Source organism: Streptomyces sp. NPDC090445, from assembly GCF_044769385.1.
Taxonomy (GTDB): domain Bacteria; phylum Actinomycetota; class Actinomycetes; order Streptomycetales; family Streptomycetaceae; genus Streptomyces.
Genome location: NZ_JBIVXV010000008.1, coordinates 181,026 through 200,810 on the forward strand (window position 1 = coordinate 181,026; position 19,785 = coordinate 200,810).

The following is a 19,785-nucleotide window of genomic DNA, read 5'->3' on the forward strand; positions in this document are numbered from 1 at the left end:
GACGCGGCGTCGGCCGATCAGCCGATTTCCGTGGCCGGGCGCTCGTACAGGCGGGTGGCGACCCAGGCGCCGACCAGCGCGACCGCGGCCATCGGCAGGAAGACGACGACGAAGGCCGCGGGATGCGAGGCGGCGGCGCCGGCCGTCTCCCCGGCCGCGTGGACGGCGGCCCCCACCGCGCCCCCGCCCAGCGCGGCGAACGCGGCCCCGCCCGCGGCCAGCAACACCACGTTCGCCAGGGCGTCGGAGATCTGCAGCGCGGCGGAGTTCGCCCCCGCCTCCTCCGGTGCCGACAGCTTCAGCAGCAGCACGCTCGTCGAACCGATCACCAGCCCCATGCCGAGACAGCCGATGCCCCAGGTCACGGCCAGCGACCACACCGGCACCCACGGCAGCAGCACCGCCGGAGCCGCCGCGATCGCAAAGGCCACCAGCACCATCCCGAACACCATCAGCCGCTCCCGGTACGGCGCCACCCGGCCCGTGGACTGGATCCACGAGCCGCCCGCCCAGGTCAGCCCGCCCAGCGCCAGCGAGAACCCGGCCAGCGTCGGGCTCAGCCCCCGCTGCGTGACCAGCATCAGCGGCACGAAGCTCTCGGCCGCGATGAACGAGCCCGCCGCGACCCCGCGCAGCAGGACCACCGACGGCAGCCCGCGCCGCGCCAGGTACGTCCCGCGCGGCAGCAGCCCCAGCACGGCGGGCACCAGCAGGCCCGCCCCCACGGCCCCCGGCAGCAGCGACCACCACCGCAGGTCCTGGGCGGCGTACTGGAGCAGCCCCGCCCCGAGGGAGATCCCGAACGCCAGCCGGATCCTGCGCCGGTCGAACGCGACGGGCGGCGCATCCGGATCGACCGGCCCGGACGCGGTCCGCCGTATCGCGGGCAGCGCGACCGCGAGCGGCACCACCACCAGCACCGGAATCCCGAGGAACACCCACCGCCAGCCGAGGTGCTCGGTCACCGTCCCCGCAGCCAGCGGCCCGACGATCGACGGGACCACCCAGCTCGCGGCGAAAGCAGCCATGATCGCGGGCCGCAGCCGCTCCTCGTAGGCCCGGCTCACCACCACGTACAGGGCGACGATGACGAGCCCGCCGCCGAAGCCCTGCACCGCCCGGCCCAGCACGAACACCCACATGGCCGTCGCGGTCCCGGCCAGGACCAGCCCGGCGGCGAACGCCCCGATCCCCGCCGTCAGCGCCCGCAGCGGCCCGCGCCGGTCACACCACTGCCCGGACAGCACCATCCCGAACAGACTGGTGGTGAAGTAAGCAGAAAACGCAAAGGCATAGACCCCGATCCCATCGAGCTCGCGAGCGGCGACGGGCATGGCGGTGCCGACGGCGGTGGCCTCGAAGGCGATCAGGAAGATGCAGGAGATCATCCCGATGCTGAGCGTCCGGTACGCAGACCCGAGAATCCCGCCCTGTTCAGGAGGCGGGACGGGGGTCGCACTGGTCTGCGAGAGACGGGGCTCAAGGGCGCTCATCGCTTCAGCGTAAGCGGCACACCCCGGTTTCGCCCCTGTCCGTTCGACGGAACCTCCCTCAGCCGCAAGACCTAGGCCGGGGGTGCGGAATCCGCGGCCTGTGAACACAGCATGGCGGCCTCATTGCACACCCCGGGAATCCCTTCCCGGGGCGAGCCCGACCCCCATACGGTCGTATCCGAAGCCAACAAGGCCGTGTGCCCGAGTGGTTGAGGGACTCGACTGCAAATCGAGTAACGCCGGTTCGATTCCGGTCACGGCTTCTGAAGCTGGTCCGACCAGCAGATCCCTCTGACACGGCCGGACCGGCCGGTCAGTACCGGAACAGCACTCCGCGCCAGGTCCATCCCGACTTGAGGACCATGGTGCGCAGGGGATCTCTCACGTCCCGCGTGTCGAAGCGCAACGTCTCGACCTTGCGCCGACGGCCGTCGGCACCACGCTGGAACTCCCACTGCCGGTACACCTTGTGGCCCCCACGGCCGTACTGCTGACCGGATTCGTGCGACGGCTCCCACCGCTCCTCCAGGACGAGCACCTCGTGCTTCGCCGGCACCAGGCGCATGCGGGTCTTGAGCGTCAGCTTCGCCTTCGGGATCTTGCACTCCGCCACCAGGTCGGCCTTCTCCTTGGGAAGGGCATGGCGCACGGTGAACGGTACGTTTCGGCCGTTGAGCGCGAGCAGCGCTTCCCGGAGCTCCATGGCGGGCAGAGGGCTGACACCGATGTCAGGGTGCTTAGTGCCGGTCCACTTGTCCCAGAGGCGCCCCATCGTCAGACCCCCGCCCCGGTGTCGGTCAGAGCCAGTCGGATCATCACTCGCCTGTGCGGGTCCTCTGCACGCTCCACATCTCCCCCTGTCGGCTGCTGATCATATGCATGGCAACCGCACCCGGATCAACCGTTTTGGGCGCAATCCGAGGTCTCTCGTGCGCGAGGCTGCGGACGGGCGAGGTGCTTTTGAGCTTGAGCCCCTGGCGCGCTTGCCGGGGGCTCTTCGCCTGATCCCTCGGGTGCGGAGAGCAGCCGTTCACAGGCTCATCCCGGACAGGCGAGTCAGCCGGGTGAGCTTGTCGTTACTCCGGCGGTGCAGGGACGCCAGCACCCGCAGGACTTCCCGCCCCATGGGGTGAATGCGTGCCATCTGAGGGGCGGCGCCGAACGCAAGCGTGAGGTTGTCCAGGGCTGCATCCCAGTTCCCTACGTCCAGCTGCGCACGGGCCGCGTTGATGTAGGTGGGCGCCACCCGGGTGGGGGGAAGCCCAGCCAGGGCACCCGCGAGATCGTCTGTGAGGGCAAGCGCGTCATGGGGTCTGCCGAGATCCACGTTCGTTGCCAGGACGTGCGTGAACGTGTTCTGCGGGCCCACTGTCAGCCCGTGCACCTTCAGCTCGCCGGGCAGGCCGTCCGAGATCGCCATCGCCGATCGGATGTGCCGCTGGGCTTCTCGCTTGGCTTCCCGTTTATCGCGGAGCCGGCCGGCCAGCGTCATTCCCCGCAGGTTCAGGATGCAGACGGCGATGTCCCTCTCTTCGCCGGACAGGCTTGCTTGTGCCTGCCCGACGGCCCGGTCGACGAGGGTGAGGCCGCGCTCCACGTCCCCGAAGTTCAGGTAGGTGCCCGCCCTGTCCCGAGCGGCCACGGCCACCCCGAGAGGGTTGGCCTTCTGTTCCACCGCCCACCGCTGGCGCGTCACGGCCAGTTCCGCCATGTCCATCCAACGATGCCGTGCCGCGAGCCAGTAGACAGAGCTGTAGACGTCGGCCAGCCGCATCCAAGCCTGGGGGGTGTTGGTCGCGTGCGCGTGCTCCGTGGCGTCCCTGAGCAGCCCGGGGAGCGCCGTGAGCAGCTTGTCGACCTTGACCTCTTCGCGGAGTCTCTGCGCAGCATCCATGGCGGCCGTGAACGCGCCCTCCACGATCCGTCGGCCTTCTGGCAGGTCGTAGTCCCTGATCGCGTCCCGTAGCTCGGACAGGCTCGCCTCGGTCGCCCGCCCAGCAGGCGCCTCCCCGAACACCTGCGCCATGGTCAGGCCCATGGCCCTGCCCAGCTCTGCCGCAACGGCCGGACTGAGAGCTCGATCACCCACTTCGATCTTCGACAGCAGCGAGACAGAGATGTTCGCTTGGCGTGCCAACTGCGCTTGAGACAGACCGCGCGCCTTCCGCAGCATGGCCAGGTGTGCGCCGGGGGGAAGCTCAGTCGCGCCCATGGGCCCATCTTCCCGAGAACGGCCCTGGCCGTTCCCTCTGTTCGCAACGTCCACGCTCATGGTCACACGCCCTGCACGCGACCGCACACACAGTGTGCAAGTTCGTTCGCCTGCCGAGGAGTTGTCTAGTAGCAGAACAACGGCGCTTCGAGAGACGGTGAGCATCGATGGCACCACCGCAGAAGGACACCTTCGAGTACGTGACGTACACGAAGAAGCGGGAGACGTGCCCCGCATGCCTGAAGCCCATCCGGCTTGACCGCCCGGCCCGCCGGGAGATGCTCGGGCGGGCGGACGGGGACCCGATCGTCGCCTACTGGCACATGGCCTGTGCCCCTGAGGGGGCACGACGGTGATCGGCGCTGCCGACGTGGGCCAGAGGGTGGTCGACTCCTGGGGCCGGTCGGGCGTCCTGGCCGCCTACGACCCCGTATGGGAGAACCCTGCCGACAAGCCGGCCAACCGGCGGCCCGTCGCCGTGGCGTTCATCCGCCCCGACACCGGAAGCCGCGAACTCATCGTCCATGCCGGTGAGGTGAGGCAGGAGTGAACAACCACATGGGTTTGGTCAGCTGGCTTGCCTTCGCCGCATGGGTGGCCCTGGTGGCCGCTCTCGCAGCCCGAGGCAAGAGAGCTGCGCAGCTTGATTGAACGGCGGCCCGGCAACGTTGATCCGGCAACGTGCAACCAGTGCGCTTCCCTCCGGGACAAAGGGCAGGCGGCAATCGCTCGACCAGCGCAGCCGCGCCGATCTGTTGGCAGTGGCTGAGGACATGCTGATCCACAAGCGGTACGGGCACCCCGAGGACTTGACGCGGCTGCCCGACGAGCCCCTGTAGAGGGCCACGGACCCCCGCCCCTCACGGGACGTGTTGTACGACGGTACGGGGACCGCTTCCCCGGAATCACGTCGAAGGGATCAAGCATCATGAGCAAAGTCCTCGGAACCGAGTTCGAGTTCCGTACGTCCAGCGCCTGCCAGTACGAGAACAACAACCCCCGCTGTGTCGAGGTGGCCACCAACATCCCGGGCGTGGTCGCCGTCCGGAACAGCGTCACTGGCGGGGCCGTCGATTTCACCGCGGACGAGTGGACCGCGTTCCTCGCCGGTGCCAAGCTGGGCGAGTTCGACCTGTCGGCCTAGGAGGCGCCTTGCAGGAGTGCCCACGCTGTGGCGGTGACCCAACACCCGACCCGGAACACTCACGGGTGAGATGGTGCCTGTCCTGCTGGCACTCCTGGGCCGTCCCGCAGCAGCACCCCTGTCCGGGCTACCTGCCCCGCTTCATGCCCGCCCTGCGGGCCCTGGGGAACCACCGTCCCTAGCCCCTCGGGCCCTCGGCCCCGCCTGTCTGCCGTTCCCCCTGGCGGATGGGCGGGGCTTCCCCATGCGGTCTCGGAAACGGCGAACGCCCCGCGCCCAAAGGACACGGGGGGGGGGATCGCCTGCAAAGCGAGTCACGCCGGTTCGATTCCGGTCACGGCTTCCCCCGAAGGCCGTCCAGGGCAGGCGCACCCCGGACGGCCTTCGGCATCAGCTGCTCCGGCGCCGCACCACCACGGCCACGACGGCGCCGCCGACGAGCACGCACGCGCCGAGCCCGAGCGCGATCCAGGTCATGTTGCTGCCGCCGCTTCCCTTGGCCTCGGCCTGCGGCGCGGACGCACCGGACTGCGGCTTCTTGCCGTCACCACCGGCCGACGGGGCAGGCGAGTTCTTCGCATCCGCGGCAGCCAGGTCCGGCAGCGGGAAGACATCCGCGGGGCCAGGATCGCCGGGGGTAGGCAGCGCGATCTTCGGGCGGACGATGCCGTAGCCCAGGTAGTCGTTGCGCTCCTTGCCGTCATCACCCTTGCCGGCGGTGTTCAGGAGGACACGAAGCACCTGGTTGTTGGTCCACTCCGGATGGGCAGACCAAAGCAGCGCCGCCGAGGCGGAGGTCAGAGCAGTGGCGTCACTGGTGCCATGGTTCTTGCACAGTCCGGTCTTGCCGGCGCACGCCGTCAGGATGTCTATGCCGGGGGCAGACATGTCGACCTGTGGACCGTGCTGCGACTCCTTGGTCGCGACGCCGTCCGGCCCCACAGCGCCGACACCCACCACACCAGGGGTCGCCGCGGGGTACATGACCGTGTTCAAAGTGTCGCCGTCGTTACCCACGGAGGCAAAGATCAGCTTCCCCCTGGACAGAGCGTACTTCACTGCATCAAGCCGCCCAGGATCATCTTGTTCCGCACCCATGGAGATGTTGATGATCTTGGCTTCAGAGTCCGCCGCGAACCGGATCGCCTCAGTCCAGATCGGGCTCGTCTTGTTGAACTCGTGCGGCACACGAATCGGCAGAATCTTGGCACCCGGAGCAAGACCGAATGCCCCATCGCCGCTCGGATGCTTCCCAGAGCCGGCAATCAGCGCAGCCATGGTGGTGCCGTGCTTGTCGTAGTCCGAGCGCTCGTCCCCCGAGTATTCCGTCGCAAAGTCCTTACCTGGAAGGACTTGGCCCTCAAGCTCAGGGATGCGGTCGACGCCACTGTCGATGACAGCAACGGTGACACCCTTGCCCGTGCTGATTTTCCAAATGTCGTCGGCCTTCATGGCGTCGAGATGCCATTGCCTGGACCGGATGGTCTCCGCATGAGCCGGGGTCGCGGCGACCCCGGCCAGCAGGAGACCCACCAGGGCCGCGGTCGCCTTACGCGTGTGCATCCCGTACAACATCCGTTCTGCTCAGTCGATCACCGGCGGGACAACACGGCCGTTGCTCCGCCAGGTCTCTTCGTCCTCGGCCAGGTAGTCCGGGCGCTCGCCGGCCTGCTGGTCACGCCGGTTACCCGGAGCGTGCGCACCCGCACCAGGGTGACCCACCGCGCCGCGAGCCGAACCAGCCCCAGCCTCGTTGCGGACAAGACCCGCACCGCCCTGCGTGAACGGCTGTCCTCCGGTCTGGGTTCGGCCGATCATGCCAGGCTGGCGCCCACCGACAACACCGCCCGGCTCCATGGCCAGTCGGCGCCCCATCGCGGAACCGCCCGGTGTACCGACGTGAGGGCCACCCACGCCGGGGGGCATGCCGCCGGCGCGGCCGCCGCCCATCGGGCCTTCCGTGCCGATGACCGTTCCGCGCGGGATACCCGGCGTGGGGCCGCCCGCGGTTACCTGACGGCCGCCGACGATGCCGGTGTCACGCGGCAGCAGCGGAGGAAGCCCCCCGAGCTTGCCACCAGAAGTCGGCGGAGAGGGGATGGACGGGACCTTGCTGATGGGGCCACCGCCACCGGGCAGATTCGGCCCCCCGCCAAGGGGCGGGAGTCCGACCGGCGGCATGGGCACGACCGGGTTGGGACCGTTGGGGCCGGGAGCCGGGAGATTGGGCAGGCTGGTGACCGGCGGGACAGTCTTGTCCGGTAGGACTGCGACATGGTCGAGGTCCACGTCCACGTCCTTGTCCGGCAGCGGCACCGGCGCAGGCCCGGTCGTCGGCGGCAGACTGACATCCGGTCGACTCGGGCCTCCGTCGAAGTCGCCGGACGGGCCACTGCCACGCGGCGACGACGGCGTGAACGCGGCACCAGCCGAACCTGAGGCACCCCCGTATCCACCTCCAGAGCGGTCGGCATCCTGCCTTCCGTCCAGGCCCTTCGGCTGGAAATCAGCCGGCGGTGGCGGGAACGTCGGGATCTCGGTGTTGCCGATCTGCGTCGACGACTGCTCGTACGCCCCGGCCAGCTTCGTCAGCTGGTCGACGGCCTTCTTGTGGTCGCCGCTCAGCTTGGACCAGGCCTCCTGGCCCATCTTCTGGGCGTCCGGGTCGTTGCGGTATTCCTTGGAAGTCTTAAGGTTCTCGGCCGCCGACGCGTCGTACGCCGGCATGTTGACCTTGACCTCGTGCATGATCTGGGCGGCCTCGCTCATCCACCTGCCGCCTGCGGCGCTGAGCTCGCCCAGTCGCAGCGTGGCGCTGCCGGCCTGGCTCGCCCAGTCCGCGAAGTGAGTGGCGGCCTCGCCCTCCCAACCCGTGACCTTGGTGTTCTTGAGGGCGTTGCCGATCTCCTTGATCGTGTCGGCCGCCCCGGTCAGCAGTGTGGCACGGGACTCCACCGTCGTGTGGTCAAGGGAGGCAACCATCGCGAGCAGCTGCTGGTGGGTGAAACCCTCGAAGTTCGTCGCCATCAGATCTTGCCCTTCGGCTTGTTCGCCTCGCCAGCCGCGCCGTGCTGGGCGTCCTGCTGCTTCACGAGCGGGTCTCGCTCCCGAACGTAGTCCTCCTTCGCCTGGACGACGATGGAGTGCATACGGCGCTTCGTCTCCTCGTCGACGCCGGCAAAGCCCTTGCCGGACGTGAGGATCGCGATGCCCAGTCCCTCGATCTGCGCGGCCAGGCCCTTGGAGAGGTTCTCGAGCTGCGTCTGGACCGTGTTGTACGTCTTGAAGAGCGCTTCCGCCTCGGCAAAGCCCTTGCCGAGGGTGCCCTCGGGGAGGGTGCCGTCCGCCAGCTTCTTGTCGTACGCCTCCGAGCCCTTCAGCTTCGCCAGAAGCTCGTCGACCTTCTTCTTGTAGCCGGACAGCGTCTCGTAGTCGACCGCAAGGGCTTGGGCCTGTGCGCGAAGCGCCGCCGCTGTCTCGTTGGCTGCACCGCCCCCGAGCACCCAGTCCAACGCGTTCTCTGCCACGGCGGCCTCCCCGTTTCCCCGTTTTCCCCGTTCGGTTCGCGGCCGGCACCGCCGCTCCCCGTTCCCCGTTCGCTTGCGTTCACGCGCGCGCGGGATCAGTCCTACTCGATCACTCTAGCGATCGGCAAGGACAGTCCCAACCTCGGGGTTGCACGTGCAATGCGCGTCACACGGCTACGAGTTGGCGGCCGCCACCGCCGCGGAGGGCCTGATCGGGAGTCGGTTCACGGGGCGGCCGGTGGCCGCCCTGACCGCCGAGGCCACGGCTGCCGGGGCCGTGACGACCGGGACCGCGCTGGCCGCCTTCGCGCCGAACGGGGCCACGACGTCGCGTTCTTCGACCAGCTTGACGATGCGGACCGACGGGGCGTCCAGCGACGTCGGCAGGGCATAGCCCGTCAGGTCGGGGTGGCGGACCAGGCCGGACACCGTGCGGAGGTTCTCCGTCAGGGCCGCGCCCACGCCCTGCGTGACGCCCGCCTCGATACGGGCCGCCAGCTGGGCCGGGTTGAGGATCCGGCCGACGTCCTGGGCGACCGCCAGCTCGACCACGCGGACCGTGCCGAGCTCGATGTCCACGTCCACCACCGCGCGGATCGCACAGAAGGCGAGGCCGACGAACGCGTCGCCCTGGCCGTCGGCGTTCAGCGGCTCCGTGGGGTGGGGGCGGCACTGGGCCGTGGCCCAGAGTTCCTTGCCCATCATCGCCTCGACCACCGGCATCGAGAAGGCGCCGTCGTAGGACGTGATCCGGCCGTCCTGGATCTGGAGCAGTTCCGTGGACATGCCGAGGTTGTGGGCCATCGGCTGGAGGAGCTGGGTGCGGACCATCTTCGCCGCGCGCTCCACCGCGCCGCCCGACACCCACGTGTGCCGGCCGTGTGCCGACGGGCCCGCCGGCGGCTGGTCCGTGTCGACCGGGGCGGTGATCACCTCGTCCACGCCCAGGACTTCCTGGACGATCTGGCGGGCGAGCGTGGCGAAGCCCTGGCCGGTGTCGACGGCCGCGCAGATCACCGTCGCCACGCCGTTGACGACCTTCACCGTGGCCGTGGAGACCTCGTCGGCGCCTTCCGCGCCGAGCATGTGGACCATGCCGATGCCGTACCCGACGCCGCGCCGCACCGCGCCCGGCTCGCCCGCGCCGTCCGGGCCGCCCGGCAGCAGCCACTCCTCCTCCGGGGTGTCCTTCGGGAGGGAGGGGAGTTCGAAGTCGCGGACCGCACGGAGGAGTTCCGCGACGGGAGCCGGGCAGGTCACCGTCTGGCCGGTGGGCAGCAGGTCGCCGGTGGCCAGGACGTTGCGCATGCGCAGTTCCGCGCCGTCGATGCCGAGGGCCGCGGCCAGCTTGTCCATCTGGCCCTCGTACGCGGCGCAGACCTGCATGGCGCCCTCGCCGCGCACGTGGCCCGACGGGGGGTTGTTCGTGCGGACCGCCCAGCCCTCCACGAAGGCGTGCGGGACCACGTACGGGCCGCAGGCGAACGCCACGGCCGCCGCGAGGGACTCGGCGGAGGCGTCCGCGTACGCGCCGGCGTCCATCAGGATCTGGGCCTCGACCTTGACGAGGCGGCCCTCCGCGTCGGCGTGGTGCCGGTAGCGGAGCAGCGTCGGGTGGCGGTGGGTGTGGCCGAGGAAGGACTCCTCGCGGGTGGCGGCCAGCTTGACCGGGCAGCCCGTGCGCAGGGCCAGCAGGCCGAGGGGGAGCTGGAAGGCGGCGTCCTCGCGGTCGGCGGTCGCGCCGGGCACGCCGGTGACGACGACGCGGACGCGGTCCGGTTCGAGGCCGAAGCAGGCGGCGGCCAGGTCGCGGTCGAGGTGCGGGTCGGTGGAGGCGGTGTACAGCTCCACGCCGCCGTCGGGGCGGGGGACGGCGAGTCCGGCCTCGGCGCCGATGGGCGCCGGGTCCTGCCGGCCGATCCGGTAGAGGCCCTCGACGACGACGTCGCCCGTGGCTTCCGGGTCGCCGTAGCGGAGCGGGATGTGCCGGATCAGGTTGCCGTCGGGGTGCAGGGGCGGGGCGCCGAAGGCCTGCTCGGGGTCGGTGACCGCGTCGAGGAGCTCGTACTCGACGGTGATGGCGGCGGCCGCGAGGCGCGCCGTGTCGGGGTGGTCGGCGGCGACGGCGGCGATCGGCTCGCCGTGGTGCCGTACGACGTCGTGCGCGAACACGGGCCGGTCGGCGATCCGGCGGCCGTGTGTGGTCGCGCCGGGGACGTCGGCGTGCGTGACGACGGCGCGGACGCCGGGCATCTCGCGGGCGGCCGAGGTGTCGATGGACAGGATGCGGGCGTGCGCGTGCGGGGACCGGAGCACGGCGGCCCACAGCAACCCCTCGGCCCACAGGTCGGCGGCGTACGGGAAGGTGCCCTCGGTCTTGGCGCGCGCGTCGGCGGCGGGCACGGAGGCCCCGATACCGCGCGGAACTGCTGGTTCCGTCGGCTCGGCCGGGCCGCCGGCCGAGCCCGCGGCGCCGGCCGCAACGCTCGTGGTGAACGTCACGGTCGTCGTCGTCGTGGCCGTGGCCGCGTCCTGCCCGCTCACGCCATGCCTCCGTTCTGGTGGAACCCGCCCTCGCCGGGCAGTGCCTGGTGCGGGATGCGCGGAGCTTCGGCCGCGCCGCCGCCGTCGGCCACGCCCGACGCGCCTGACGCGCCTGCCCCTGTCGCTTCGGCCTCCGCGCGCTCGGCGACGACCTCGCGGACCGCCTCCAGGACGCCCTTGTAGCCGGAGCAGCGGCACAGGTTCCCGCACAGCGCCTGGCGGGTCTCCAGGTCGCTGGGGGCGTGGTTGCCCTCCAGCAGGTCGTGGATGGTCATGGCCATCCCCGGCACGCAGAACCCGCACTGCACCGCACCCGACCTGCACAACGCCTGCTGCACGTCGGAGAGTTCCCCGCCGGTCGCGAGCCCCTCGACCGTCCGGACCTCGCTGCCCGCGGCCGTCGCGGCCGGGACCAGGCAGGACGCCACGAGCCGCCCGTCGACCTGCACCGCGCAGGCCCCGCACTCGCCCTGCGAGCAGCCGTCCTTGGCGCCGGCCAGGCCGAGGCGCTCACGCAGCACGTACAGCAGGGACTCGCCGATCCACGCACCGGTGACCGGCCGGTCGGCGCCGTTGACGCGCAGCACGTACGAAGCCAGCGGGTGCTCGTGATGGGCGACGGCCGCGGCGGCCGCCTGCCCTTCCTCGTACGAGGGCCCCGCCAGGGGGATCCCTTCCCCGATGCTCGCGTCCGGCGGTGACACGGCACGGTCCGCGGCGTCCGCACCCGGCACCACCCCGCCCGCGGCTCCGCCCGGGGCCCCGGCGGCGGCTTCGGCGAAGCCGTGCCCGTCCGCCGACCCGGTCGGCGCCTGGCCGGGCTCCTGCCCGGGCTCGTGTCCGGCCTCCGCCGGCGTGCCGTGGCCGTGGCCGTGTTCGTGGCCCATCGCCGGGCCCGAATCCGGAGCGGGCTGCGGCCGCGACTGCGGCTCCGGAGCGGGCTGGGGCTCCGGGGCGGCGCCGTGGGCGGATGCCGGGAAGCCGTGGCCGCTCGCCTCCGCCTGCTCGGCCGGGCCGGCAGGACCGCCGGCGAGGGCGTACTCCACCGGCGTGCCGGCCGGCTGCGCCCCGGACGGCTGTGCTTCCGCCGGGGCCTCGGCCGGCGCCGCGTGGTGGATCCCGTGCTCGGCGCCCGCGTGCCGCCCGGGGGCCTCGGCGGGCATGCCGGCAGGCGCGTCGGGGTGCACGGCGGCGTGCTGCGCCTGCTCGTGCTGTGCCTGCTCGTACTGGCCGAGGCCGTGCCCGTCCGCGAGGGCGATGCCGCGCCCGTGCGTGTGCCCGGGACCGTCCCCGAGCGCGATCCCGTGGCCGTGCGTGTGGCCGTGGCCGTGCCCGTGCCCGTGCTCGGTCTCGGTCTCGGTCTCGTAGCCGACGTGGCCGTACTGGCCTTGCCCGTGCTGCCCGTGCTGGCCGTGCTGGCCGTGCTGGCCGTGCTCCTGCTGCCGGCCGTGGTCGTGCTGCTCGTACTCGTGCGCGCGCGCGTAGGCGTCCGGGGGCGTGTGCAGGCCGGCCGCGGCCGCCGCGGGGCCGTGCGCGGCCTCGATGTCGTACGGGGCGGCGTGCGCGGGCTCGCCCTCCGGCAGCGGGGTGCCCACACCGGGCCCGCCCAGCACGCGCGGGGGCCGGCCGGGGGCGCCGACGCCGGGGCCGCCGAGGGGCCGCTGGCCGGCGCCGGACGTGCCCGGGCCGCCGCTGCCCGACTGCGCGTCGGGCAGGACGCCCGAGCTCAGCGGGGCGTCCGGGCCCAGCGGTGCGTCCCCGTGCTGGGTCTCGAAGCCCGGGTGCGTCGCCCACGGGGCGGGGGCGCCGCCCGGCAGGGTCGCCGGGGGCTGGCTCCAGTCGCCGGCCGGCCCGCTGCCGGTCCGGAACTCGCCGCTCTGGTCGTGGAGTTCCGGCAGGGTCCACTGGCCGGTGGTCACCGGCTCGTCCGCCCGCAGCGCGTCGGGGAAGTGCCACTCCGCCGTCTCGCCGGGGTCCTCGCCGTCCTGGGGGCCGGCCTGCTCCTGCCCCGGCACGGCGTCGGCGAACTCCGCCGCGACCGCCGCCGGGATCGGGATCGACGCCGGGATCGGCCCGCCGACCGGGGCCGCCGGGGCCCCGCCGACCGCACCGGCCGCCGCACCCGCAGCCGCCGGGCCCGCCTCGGCCGGGTGGCCGCCCGCGTCCGGCCACTGCTCCGGGATCGCCCACGTCCCCGTGGCCGACGGATCCGTACCGGCGGACCCCAGCGGAACGATCATCGGCGGCGGGACGTACCCGTGCCCGGGCGCCGCCAGCGGCTCCCCCTTCGCGAGGGCGTCCAGCATGCCCGGGGGCAGGCTCACGAACGCCGTCGCGTCGGCGGCGTCGTTGAACTCGCCGCTCTGCGGCACCGGCTGCCAGCCCCATGCCGGGGCGGTCTGGCCGCCCGTGTCCCCCGTCGTTCCGCTCACGTTCTCGTTCTCACTCATGAGGTCAGCGCCCTCCCCAGGGCCCTCCGTGCCAGTACGGCCACCGTCCGCCGCAGATGCAGTACACCGGGAGCAACCGGTTCCCCCTGGTCGGGGACGCAGGCGGCCGCGACGTAGTCGCCGAAGGCCTCCAGCGCCTCGGGGGCCAGGCTCCGCTCCCCGTCCCAGTCGATCAGTGAGGCCACCCACTGCTCGGCCTCCAGCGGCCGCAGCGGCATCGGGGCGACCGCGCCGATCGCACAGCGCACACCCCGGCGCGCCGGGTCCAGTACGAGCCCCACGGACGCCACGGCGCGGCCCGGGCCCGTACGCCCGGTGGCCTTCAGGAACACCTGCGGGGCGTGCAGCAGCGGCACCCGCACGAAGCCGATCAGCTCGCCGGGCCGCAGCATTTCGCGGCCGGCGAGCAGGTACGACACCGGGATCTCGCGCTGCCCGATCGGGCCGACGATGACGAGGGTGGCCTCCAGCGCGGCCAGTACGGGCAGTGCGTCGCCCGTCGGCGCGGCGCTGGCGATGTTCCCGCCGAGGGTGCCGGCGTTGCGGATCTGCGGCGGCCCGGCGGCCCGCGCGGCGGCGGCCAGCCCCGGCATCAGCGCGGCGAAGTCGGGGCGGCCCATCCGGGCGTGGGTGAGGCCCGCGCCGAGCAGGGCGTGGCCGTCCTCCTGGTACTGCCAGCCGCGGATCTCGTTGATCCGGCCGAGGCTCACCAGGCCGGCCGGCCGCAGCAGCCCGGCATTGACGGCCGCCATGAGGTCGGTGCCGCCGGCCACGGGCACGGCTGCGGGCATGGCGGCGAGTGCCGCCACGGCCTCCTCGAGCGAGGCCGGCAGCATCACGGACTGCGCCGCCTGCGGTGTGTGCGGTGCGTGCGTGGTCAACCCAGCTGCCCCTTCCCGATGTCCCGGTAACAGCGCTCACGCCTGTCCGCCGTACGGTACGTGCTCACTGCCGGGACGTGGCAACTCTGGCACATCTTCCCCACCGCCCGGCGCGAGGGTCCGCCGGGCGCCCCTTCGAGCTCCCGACCGTCCGGTATCCCCCGTATCCCCCGTATCGACCGACTCGCCCGCATCAGGCGAATCAACCGAATCCAGTCCCGCACGGCGTTTCGTACCGGTGCGCATCGCTTCACACCGGTGCGCACCCCATAAGCCTGGATCGAGCAAGAGTTCCCGACAACCCCCAAGCACGTAGGACGCCCCGGAATCCCCAGGAGTTCCAGAGATCGCCGGAGAATTCCCAAGGGTCCGGAGACGCCCCGGGGCGCACTGGGGTGCTCCGGAACGCCCCGGGGAACCCGCTCCGGACCGGCCCCGTACGGCCCCGCGCGCGCCCCGCGCACCCCGCGGGCACAGGGGCGCGCGGCGGGCGGCAGCCGGGCCCGTGCGCCCCGTCCGCCGCCCCGGGTCACACGTTCGGCGGCTCCCCTTCGATCGGACGTCCGAGCACCCCCGGGCGCCGCTGCCACGGCAACGGCCCGCCGGGCGGCCGGTGCTCGACGCCCAGCACGTCAAGGCGGCGCCGGTGTCCGGCCATCCGGGCCTCGAAGCCGGCGTGGTCCCGTTCGCCCGGTTCGGGCAGGTCCGACCACACCACCTCCGCGAACGCCGCGAGCCGCGGGAACACCTGGTAGTCGATGCGGCCCTGGTCCTCCGTCACCTCGGTCCACATGTTGGCCTGCGCGCCGAGGACCCGCTGCGCGGCCGCCCCCGACAGCTTCGGCGGCACCGGCTCGAACCGGTACACGTCCTCCGATGTGCGGACGTACCCGATCGGTACCGGCTCGTCGGGGCCCGCGGCCTGACGGTGGTCCAGGTACACGTGCTGCTCGGGGCACATCACGACGTCGTGTCCGGCCTCGGCGGCGGCGATCCCGCCCGCGTAGCCGCGCCACGAGGAGACCGCCGCCCCGGGTGCGAGCCCGCCGTCCAGGATCTCGTCCCAGCCGATCAGCCGGCGCCCGCGCCGGGCCAGCCAGCCGTCGAAGTGCCGGATGAACCAGGACTGCAGCCCGTCCTCGCCGTCCACGCCCAGCTCGCGGATCCGCTGCTGCGCGGCCGGCGAGGCCCGCCACTGCGCCTTGGGGCACTCGTCGCCGCCCACGTGCACGAACGGGGAGACCTCCGCGGGGAACAGCTCCAGCAGCTCCTCGAACACGCCCTCGTAGAAGCGCAGCACGGCCTCGGTCGGCGCGAGGACGTTCTCGCTGATCCCCCAGTCGTCCCACACGCCCAGCGCGGCGGTGTCGACGACGTCGGTGTTCCCCAGTTCGGGGTAGGCGGCGATGGCGGCCTGCGAATGGCCCGGCACGTCGATCTCCGGGACCACCCGGATGTGCCGTTCGGCGGCGTAGGCGACGATCTCGCGGATGTCGTCCTGCGTGTAGAAGCCGCCGTGGGGAGTGTCGTTCCACAGCGGCGAGGCACGGTGGCCCCGACGGCTGCGCGGGCGCCAGGCGCCGGTCCCGGTGAGGCGCGGGTGGCGCTTGATCTCGATGCGCCAGCCCTGGTCGTCCGTCAGGTGCAGGTGCAGCACGTTGAGCTTGTGGGCGGCCAGCAGGTCCAGCCAGCGCAGGACGCCGCTCTTCGGCGTGAAGTGCCGGGCCACGTCCAGCAGCATGCCGCGCCACCCGAAGCGGGGGCCGTCCTCGACGGTCCCCCGGGGCAGGCTCCACACCCGCCCGGCGCCGGCGGGCGGCGCGGCCCGCCGGTACGCGTCCGGGCCGAGCAGCTGGCGCAGGGTCTGGGCGGCCCAGAAGACGCCGGCCGGGGAGGCGCCGGCGAGGTCCGCGCCCGCGGCGCCGACGGTGAGGAAGTAGCCCTCGGGCCCCAGGTGCGCGGCGAGCCCCTCGTCGAGGCGCAGCCGGATGCCGTCCGCCCCGCCGCCCGGGGCCGCCTCGCCGCCCGGGCCCGTCCCGACGCCGGGGCCTCCTCCGCCCCCGTCCGGGGCCGCCGGCGGCAGGTCCCAGCCGGTGGCGGCGCCCAGTTCGCGGCGCAGCCAGCGGGCCGTGCCCTCGGTGCCGGTTCCGGCGTCCAGGACGGGCCGGGGCCCGAACACGTACGGGGGCGCGTCCTCGCGCAGGTCGGCGGTACGGGGTGCGGGGATCAGGTCCATGCGGCGGCCCTTCGCGGCGGCGCGGCGGGGCGCCCTGCGCGGCACACGGGGCGCGGGGCGCTCGTGACGCAGCCGACCCTAGTACGCGCGAAGGCCCCCGGGATACGCATGCGCGCGCATCCCGGGGGCCCCGGTTCCGCGGAGCGCTCCGGGCCCGTCCCGGCCCCTCGGGGCCAGGCGGGCGGCCGGGCGGCAGCGGCAGCGGCAGCGGCAGCGGCAGCGGCAGCGGCCGACGGTGCCGGCCGGCGGCGGCTACTTGTCCTTGCCGCCCTTGTCCTTGTCCCCGCCGGAGCCCATGGAGTCGTAGATTTCCTTGCACATGGGGCAGACCGGGTACTTCTTCGGGTCCCGGCCCGGCACCCACACCTTGCCGCAGAGCGCCACGACGGGGGTCCCGTCGAGGGCGCTCGCCATGATCTTGTCCTTCTGGACGTAGTGGGCGAAGCGCTCGTGGTCGCCGTCGCCGTGGGACACCTGCGGCGTCGGCTCTACGAGGGTCCCCGTACCAGTCCCGCGCTCGGGCTCAAGAGTGCTCATGCAAGCCAGGGTACCGATCCCGGCGCGGGTCAGTTCAGCGACGGGTCGTCGGGGTACGTGGCGACCATCGCGAGCTCGCTGCGCTGCCGGCGCAGCACCGCCCGCCACAGCCGGGCCGGGTCGGGGAAGGAGATGTCGCCCGGCTCCGACTCCACGACGTACCAGGCGCCCTCGCCGAGCTCCTCCTCCAGCTGGCCGGGGCCCCAGCCGGAGTAGCCGGCGAAGATCCGCAGCGATCCGAGCGCGGAGGCCAGCAGCTCCGGCGGCGCCTCCAGGTCGACCAGGCCGATCGCCCCGTGCACCCGGCGCCACCCGAGCGGCCCCTCGTCGCCCGGGATGACCGCCACGCCGAGCGCCGAGTCCAGGCCGACCGGGCCGCCCTGGAAGACGACCCCGGGATCGCCGGCCAGGGCCGCCCAGGGCAGGAGGATGTCGCCGACCACCACGGGGGTGGGCCGGTTGAGGACCACGCCGAGCGAGCCCTGCTCGTCGTGGTCGAGCAGCAGCACCACCGCGCGGTCGAAGTTCGGATCCGCGAGGGCGGGGGTGGCCACGAGCAGCCGCCCTGTGAGGGAGGACACCTCGGTCATGCCGACATGATCCCTCACATTCGCCCTTCGGGGGGAGCCGGAGCCGCAATCGGGTCCCGGCAGCCCGGGCGCACGGCAGCAGGAAGGAGCGCGCACCGGACCCCGGCCCCGGGCCGGGTTCCGGAAGCCAGCGGAATGCGACGCTCCGCCAGCGGGCGGGCACGGAGGGTGTTGTGGCCGTTTCATGACGCTTTTCCGGCCGCGTCGGCCTTACGAAGCGGGGGGCAGTGCCCCTTACCCTTTTCCCTGGCCCCTGCCCACCTCCCCCCGGCCCTGCCGGGCGGACACCTTCCGGAACGCGAGATTCATGACCGGCACAGACGATGTCCTGCTTGTCCACGGCGGTACCCCGCTCGAGGGCGAGATCCGTGTCCGCGGTGCGAAGAACCTCGTGCCCAAGGCCATGGTCGCCGCTCTGCTCGGCAGCGAGCCCAGCCGGCTCCGCAACGTTCCCGACATCCGCGACGTGCGGGTCGTCCGCGGCCTGCTCCAGCTCCACGGGGTGACCGTTCGCCCCGGCGAGGAGCCCGGCGAGCTGGTGCTCGACCCGACGCATGTCGAGAGCGCGAACGTCGCCGACATCGACGCCCACGCGGGCTCGTCCCGCATCCCGATCCTCTTCTGCGGCCCGCTGCTGCACCGCCTCGGCCACGCCTTCATCCCGGGCCTGGGCGGCTGCGACATCGGCGGCCGGCCGATCGACTTCCACTTCGACGTGCTCCGCCAGTTCGGCGCGACCATCGAGAAGCGCGAGGGCGGCCAGTACCTGGAGGCCCCGCAGCGGCTGCGCGGCTGCAAGATCCGCCTGCCGTACCCCTCGGTCGGCTCGACCGAGCAGGTGCTGCTGACGGCCGTCCTGGCCGAGGGTGTCACCGAGCTGGCCAACGCCGCGGTCGAGCCCGAGATCGAGGACCTCATCTGCGTCCTGCAGAAGATGGGCGCGATCATCTCCGTCGACACCGACCGGACCATCCGGATCACCGGTGTCGACCGCCTCGGCGGCTACAACCACAAGGCGCTCCCGGACCGCCTGGAGGCCGCCTCGTGGGCCTCCGCGGCCCTGGCGACCGGCGGCAACATCTACGTGCGCGGCGCCCAGCAGCGCTCGATGATGACCTTCCTGAACACGTACCGGAAGGTCGGCGGCGCCTTCGAGATCGACGACGAGGGCATCCGCTTCTGGCACCCGGGCGGCCCGCTCAAGGCGATCGCCCTGGAGACGGACGTGCACCCCGGCTTCCAGACCGACTGGCAGCAGCCGCTGGTGGTGGCCCTGACCCAGGCCACGGGCCTGTCGATCGTCCACGAGACGGTCTACGAGTCCCGCCTCGGGTTCACCTCGGCCCTCAACCAGATGGGCGCGCACATCCAGCTGTACCGCGAGTGCCTGGGCGGCTCCGCCTGCCGCTTCGGCCAGCGCAACTTCCTGCACTCGGCGGTCGTCTCCGGCCCCACCAAGCTGCAGGGCGCCGACCTGGTCATCCCCGACCTGCGCGGCGGGTTCTCGTACCTGATCGCGGCGCTGGCGGCCGAGGGCACCTCGCGGGTCCACGGCATCGACCTCATCAACCGCGGCTACGAGAACTTCATGGAGAAGCTCGTCGAGCTGGGGGCCAAGGTCGAGCTCCCCGGCGGCGACCTCGTCTGAGTCCGACCTCTCCCGCCGGGGCCCGTGTGGCCCCTGGGGCCCCTGAGGGGCCCTCAGGGGCCCCGTACGGGGCGCGGACAAGCCGAAGGGCGGCCACCCACCGGGTGGCCGCCCTCCTGCTTTTGTACGTGCTGCGTACTCCTGCCGTCCCGGGGGCCTGTGCGGCCCTCGGCACAAGGGCGGGACTTACTTGCCCTTGGCGGCTTCCTTGAGCTTGGAGCCCGCGGAGACCTTCACGCTGTAGCCGGCCGGGATCTGGATCGGGTCGCCGGTCTGCGGGTTGCGAGCGGTGCGAGCGGCACGGTGGGTGCGCTCGAAGGTCAGGAAGCCGGGGATGGTGACCTTCTCGTCGCCCTTGGCGACGACCTCGCCGATGGTCTCGGCGAGGGCGGCCAGAACGGCGTCGGCGTCCTTGCGGGTCACCTCGGCGCGCTCGGACAGAGCGGCCACCAGCTCACTGCGGTTCATGTTGTACTCCCGTGTTCAACTTGCCTTGGAGGCGTGAGATCGAAGCCGATGCTGC

Annotated in this window: 17 protein-coding genes and 1 tRNA gene; 5 read left to right on the plus strand and 13 right to left on the minus strand. The window is 72.6% G+C overall.

Annotated features, from left to right (window positions below; all coding sequences use genetic code 11):
• Positions 1-17 precede the first annotated feature (17 nt).
• Positions 18-1,493, minus strand: a complete 1,476-nt coding sequence (locus ACIQUT_RS19410) for an MFS transporter (RefSeq protein WP_403564138.1) — start codon at positions 1,491-1,493, stop codon at positions 18-20.
• A 191-nt stretch (positions 1,494-1,684) separates the two neighbouring features.
• Here ACIQUT_RS19410 and ACIQUT_RS19415 point away from each other — a divergent pair.
• Positions 1,685-1,756: transfer RNA gene (locus ACIQUT_RS19415), tRNA-Cys, on the plus strand.
• Positions 1,757-1,806: 50 nt separating this feature from the next.
• On the opposite strand, the gene ACIQUT_RS19420 is transcribed toward ACIQUT_RS19415, so the two are convergent.
• Together ACIQUT_RS19420 and ACIQUT_RS19425 are read right to left on the minus strand one after the other, a co-directional pair.
• On the minus strand, positions 1,807-2,196 hold the full coding sequence (locus tag ACIQUT_RS19420; protein WP_403564139.1) for a hypothetical protein: 390 nt from the start codon (positions 2,194-2,196) through the stop codon (positions 1,807-1,809).
• A gap of 327 nt (positions 2,197-2,523) precedes the next feature.
• Positions 2,524-3,705, minus strand: a complete 1,182-nt coding sequence (locus ACIQUT_RS19425) for a helix-turn-helix domain-containing protein (RefSeq protein ID WP_403564140.1) — start codon at positions 3,703-3,705, stop codon at positions 2,524-2,526.
• Positions 3,706-3,872: 167 nt separating this feature from the next.
• Between ACIQUT_RS19425 and ACIQUT_RS19430 the strand changes: the two genes are divergently transcribed.
• From ACIQUT_RS19430 to ACIQUT_RS19440, 3 genes are all read left to right on the plus strand, one after another.
• Complete coding sequence (locus ACIQUT_RS19430; protein WP_403564141.1) at positions 3,873-4,061, plus strand: hypothetical protein; 189 nt, start codon at positions 3,873-3,875, stop codon at positions 4,059-4,061.
• Positions 4,058-4,255: a hypothetical protein gene (locus ACIQUT_RS19435; RefSeq protein ID WP_403564142.1), complete on the plus strand. Its 198-nt coding sequence runs from the start codon at positions 4,058-4,060 to the stop codon at positions 4,253-4,255. The genes ACIQUT_RS19430 and ACIQUT_RS19435 overlap by 4 nt, the downstream gene beginning before the upstream one ends.
• Before the next feature lie 378 nt (positions 4,256-4,633).
• Positions 4,634-4,849, plus strand: coding sequence for a DUF397 domain-containing protein (locus ACIQUT_RS19440; RefSeq protein ID WP_403564143.1), 216 nt, complete (start codon positions 4,634-4,636; stop codon positions 4,847-4,849).
• Positions 4,850-5,239: 390 nt separating this feature from the next.
• Here the strand turns inward: ACIQUT_RS19440 and mycP are convergent, their stop codons facing one another.
• The 9 genes from mycP to ACIQUT_RS19485 form a co-directional block, all read right to left on the minus strand.
• Positions 5,240-6,412: a type VII secretion-associated serine protease mycosin gene (gene mycP, locus ACIQUT_RS19445; RefSeq protein ID WP_403564144.1), complete on the minus strand. Its 1,173-nt coding sequence runs from the start codon at positions 6,410-6,412 to the stop codon at positions 5,240-5,242.
• A 21-nt stretch (positions 6,413-6,433) separates the two neighbouring features.
• Positions 6,434-7,876 (minus strand): WXG100 family type VII secretion target, encoded by a 1,443-nt coding sequence (locus tag ACIQUT_RS19450; RefSeq protein WP_403564145.1) that lies wholly within the window; start codon positions 7,874-7,876, stop codon positions 6,434-6,436.
• The gene (locus tag ACIQUT_RS19455; RefSeq protein ID WP_403564146.1) at positions 7,876-8,376 is read right to left on the minus strand and encodes a hypothetical protein; all 501 of its coding nucleotides are present in this window, start codon (positions 8,374-8,376) and stop codon (positions 7,876-7,878) included. Before ACIQUT_RS19455 ends, ACIQUT_RS19450 begins: the two co-directional genes overlap by 1 nt.
• A gap of 174 nt (positions 8,377-8,550) precedes the next feature.
• Positions 8,551-10,920 (minus strand): xanthine dehydrogenase family protein molybdopterin-binding subunit, encoded by a 2,370-nt coding sequence (locus tag ACIQUT_RS19460; protein ID WP_403564147.1) that lies wholly within the window; start codon positions 10,918-10,920, stop codon positions 8,551-8,553.
• Positions 10,917-13,370 (minus strand): 2Fe-2S iron-sulfur cluster-binding protein, encoded by a 2,454-nt coding sequence (locus ACIQUT_RS19465; RefSeq protein WP_403564148.1) that lies wholly within the window; start codon positions 13,368-13,370, stop codon positions 10,917-10,919. The genes ACIQUT_RS19460 and ACIQUT_RS19465 overlap by 4 nt, the downstream gene beginning before the upstream one ends.
• The gene (locus tag ACIQUT_RS19470) at positions 13,367-14,251 is read right to left on the minus strand and encodes an FAD binding domain-containing protein (RefSeq protein WP_403564149.1); all 885 of its coding nucleotides are present in this window, start codon (positions 14,249-14,251) and stop codon (positions 13,367-13,369) included. Before ACIQUT_RS19470 ends, ACIQUT_RS19465 begins: the two co-directional genes overlap by 4 nt.
• 529 nt (positions 14,252-14,780) lie before the next feature.
• On the minus strand, positions 14,781-16,487 hold the full coding sequence (locus ACIQUT_RS19475; protein ID WP_403564150.1) for a beta-N-acetylhexosaminidase: 1,707 nt from the start codon (positions 16,485-16,487) through the stop codon (positions 14,781-14,783).
• A gap of 252 nt (positions 16,488-16,739) precedes the next feature.
• Positions 16,740-17,024: a DUF3039 domain-containing protein gene (locus tag ACIQUT_RS19480; protein WP_179173989.1), complete on the minus strand. Its 285-nt coding sequence runs from the start codon at positions 17,022-17,024 to the stop codon at positions 16,740-16,742.
• Between the two features lie 29 nt (positions 17,025-17,053).
• Positions 17,054-17,614, minus strand: a complete 561-nt coding sequence (locus tag ACIQUT_RS19485) for a YqgE/AlgH family protein (protein ID WP_403564151.1) — start codon at positions 17,612-17,614, stop codon at positions 17,054-17,056.
• 307 nt (positions 17,615-17,921) lie between these two features.
• On the opposite strand from ACIQUT_RS19485, the gene murA reads away from it, so the two are divergent.
• Positions 17,922-19,262, plus strand: coding sequence for a UDP-N-acetylglucosamine 1-carboxyvinyltransferase (gene murA / locus ACIQUT_RS19490; RefSeq protein ID WP_403564152.1), 1,341 nt, complete (start codon positions 17,922-17,924; stop codon positions 19,260-19,262).
• 186 nt (positions 19,263-19,448) lie between these two features.
• On the opposite strand, the gene ACIQUT_RS19495 is transcribed toward murA, so the two are convergent.
• On the minus strand, positions 19,449-19,730 hold the full coding sequence (locus ACIQUT_RS19495) for an HU family DNA-binding protein (protein WP_030875040.1): 282 nt from the start codon (positions 19,728-19,730) through the stop codon (positions 19,449-19,451).
• Between the last annotated feature and the right edge of the window lie 55 nt (positions 19,731-19,785).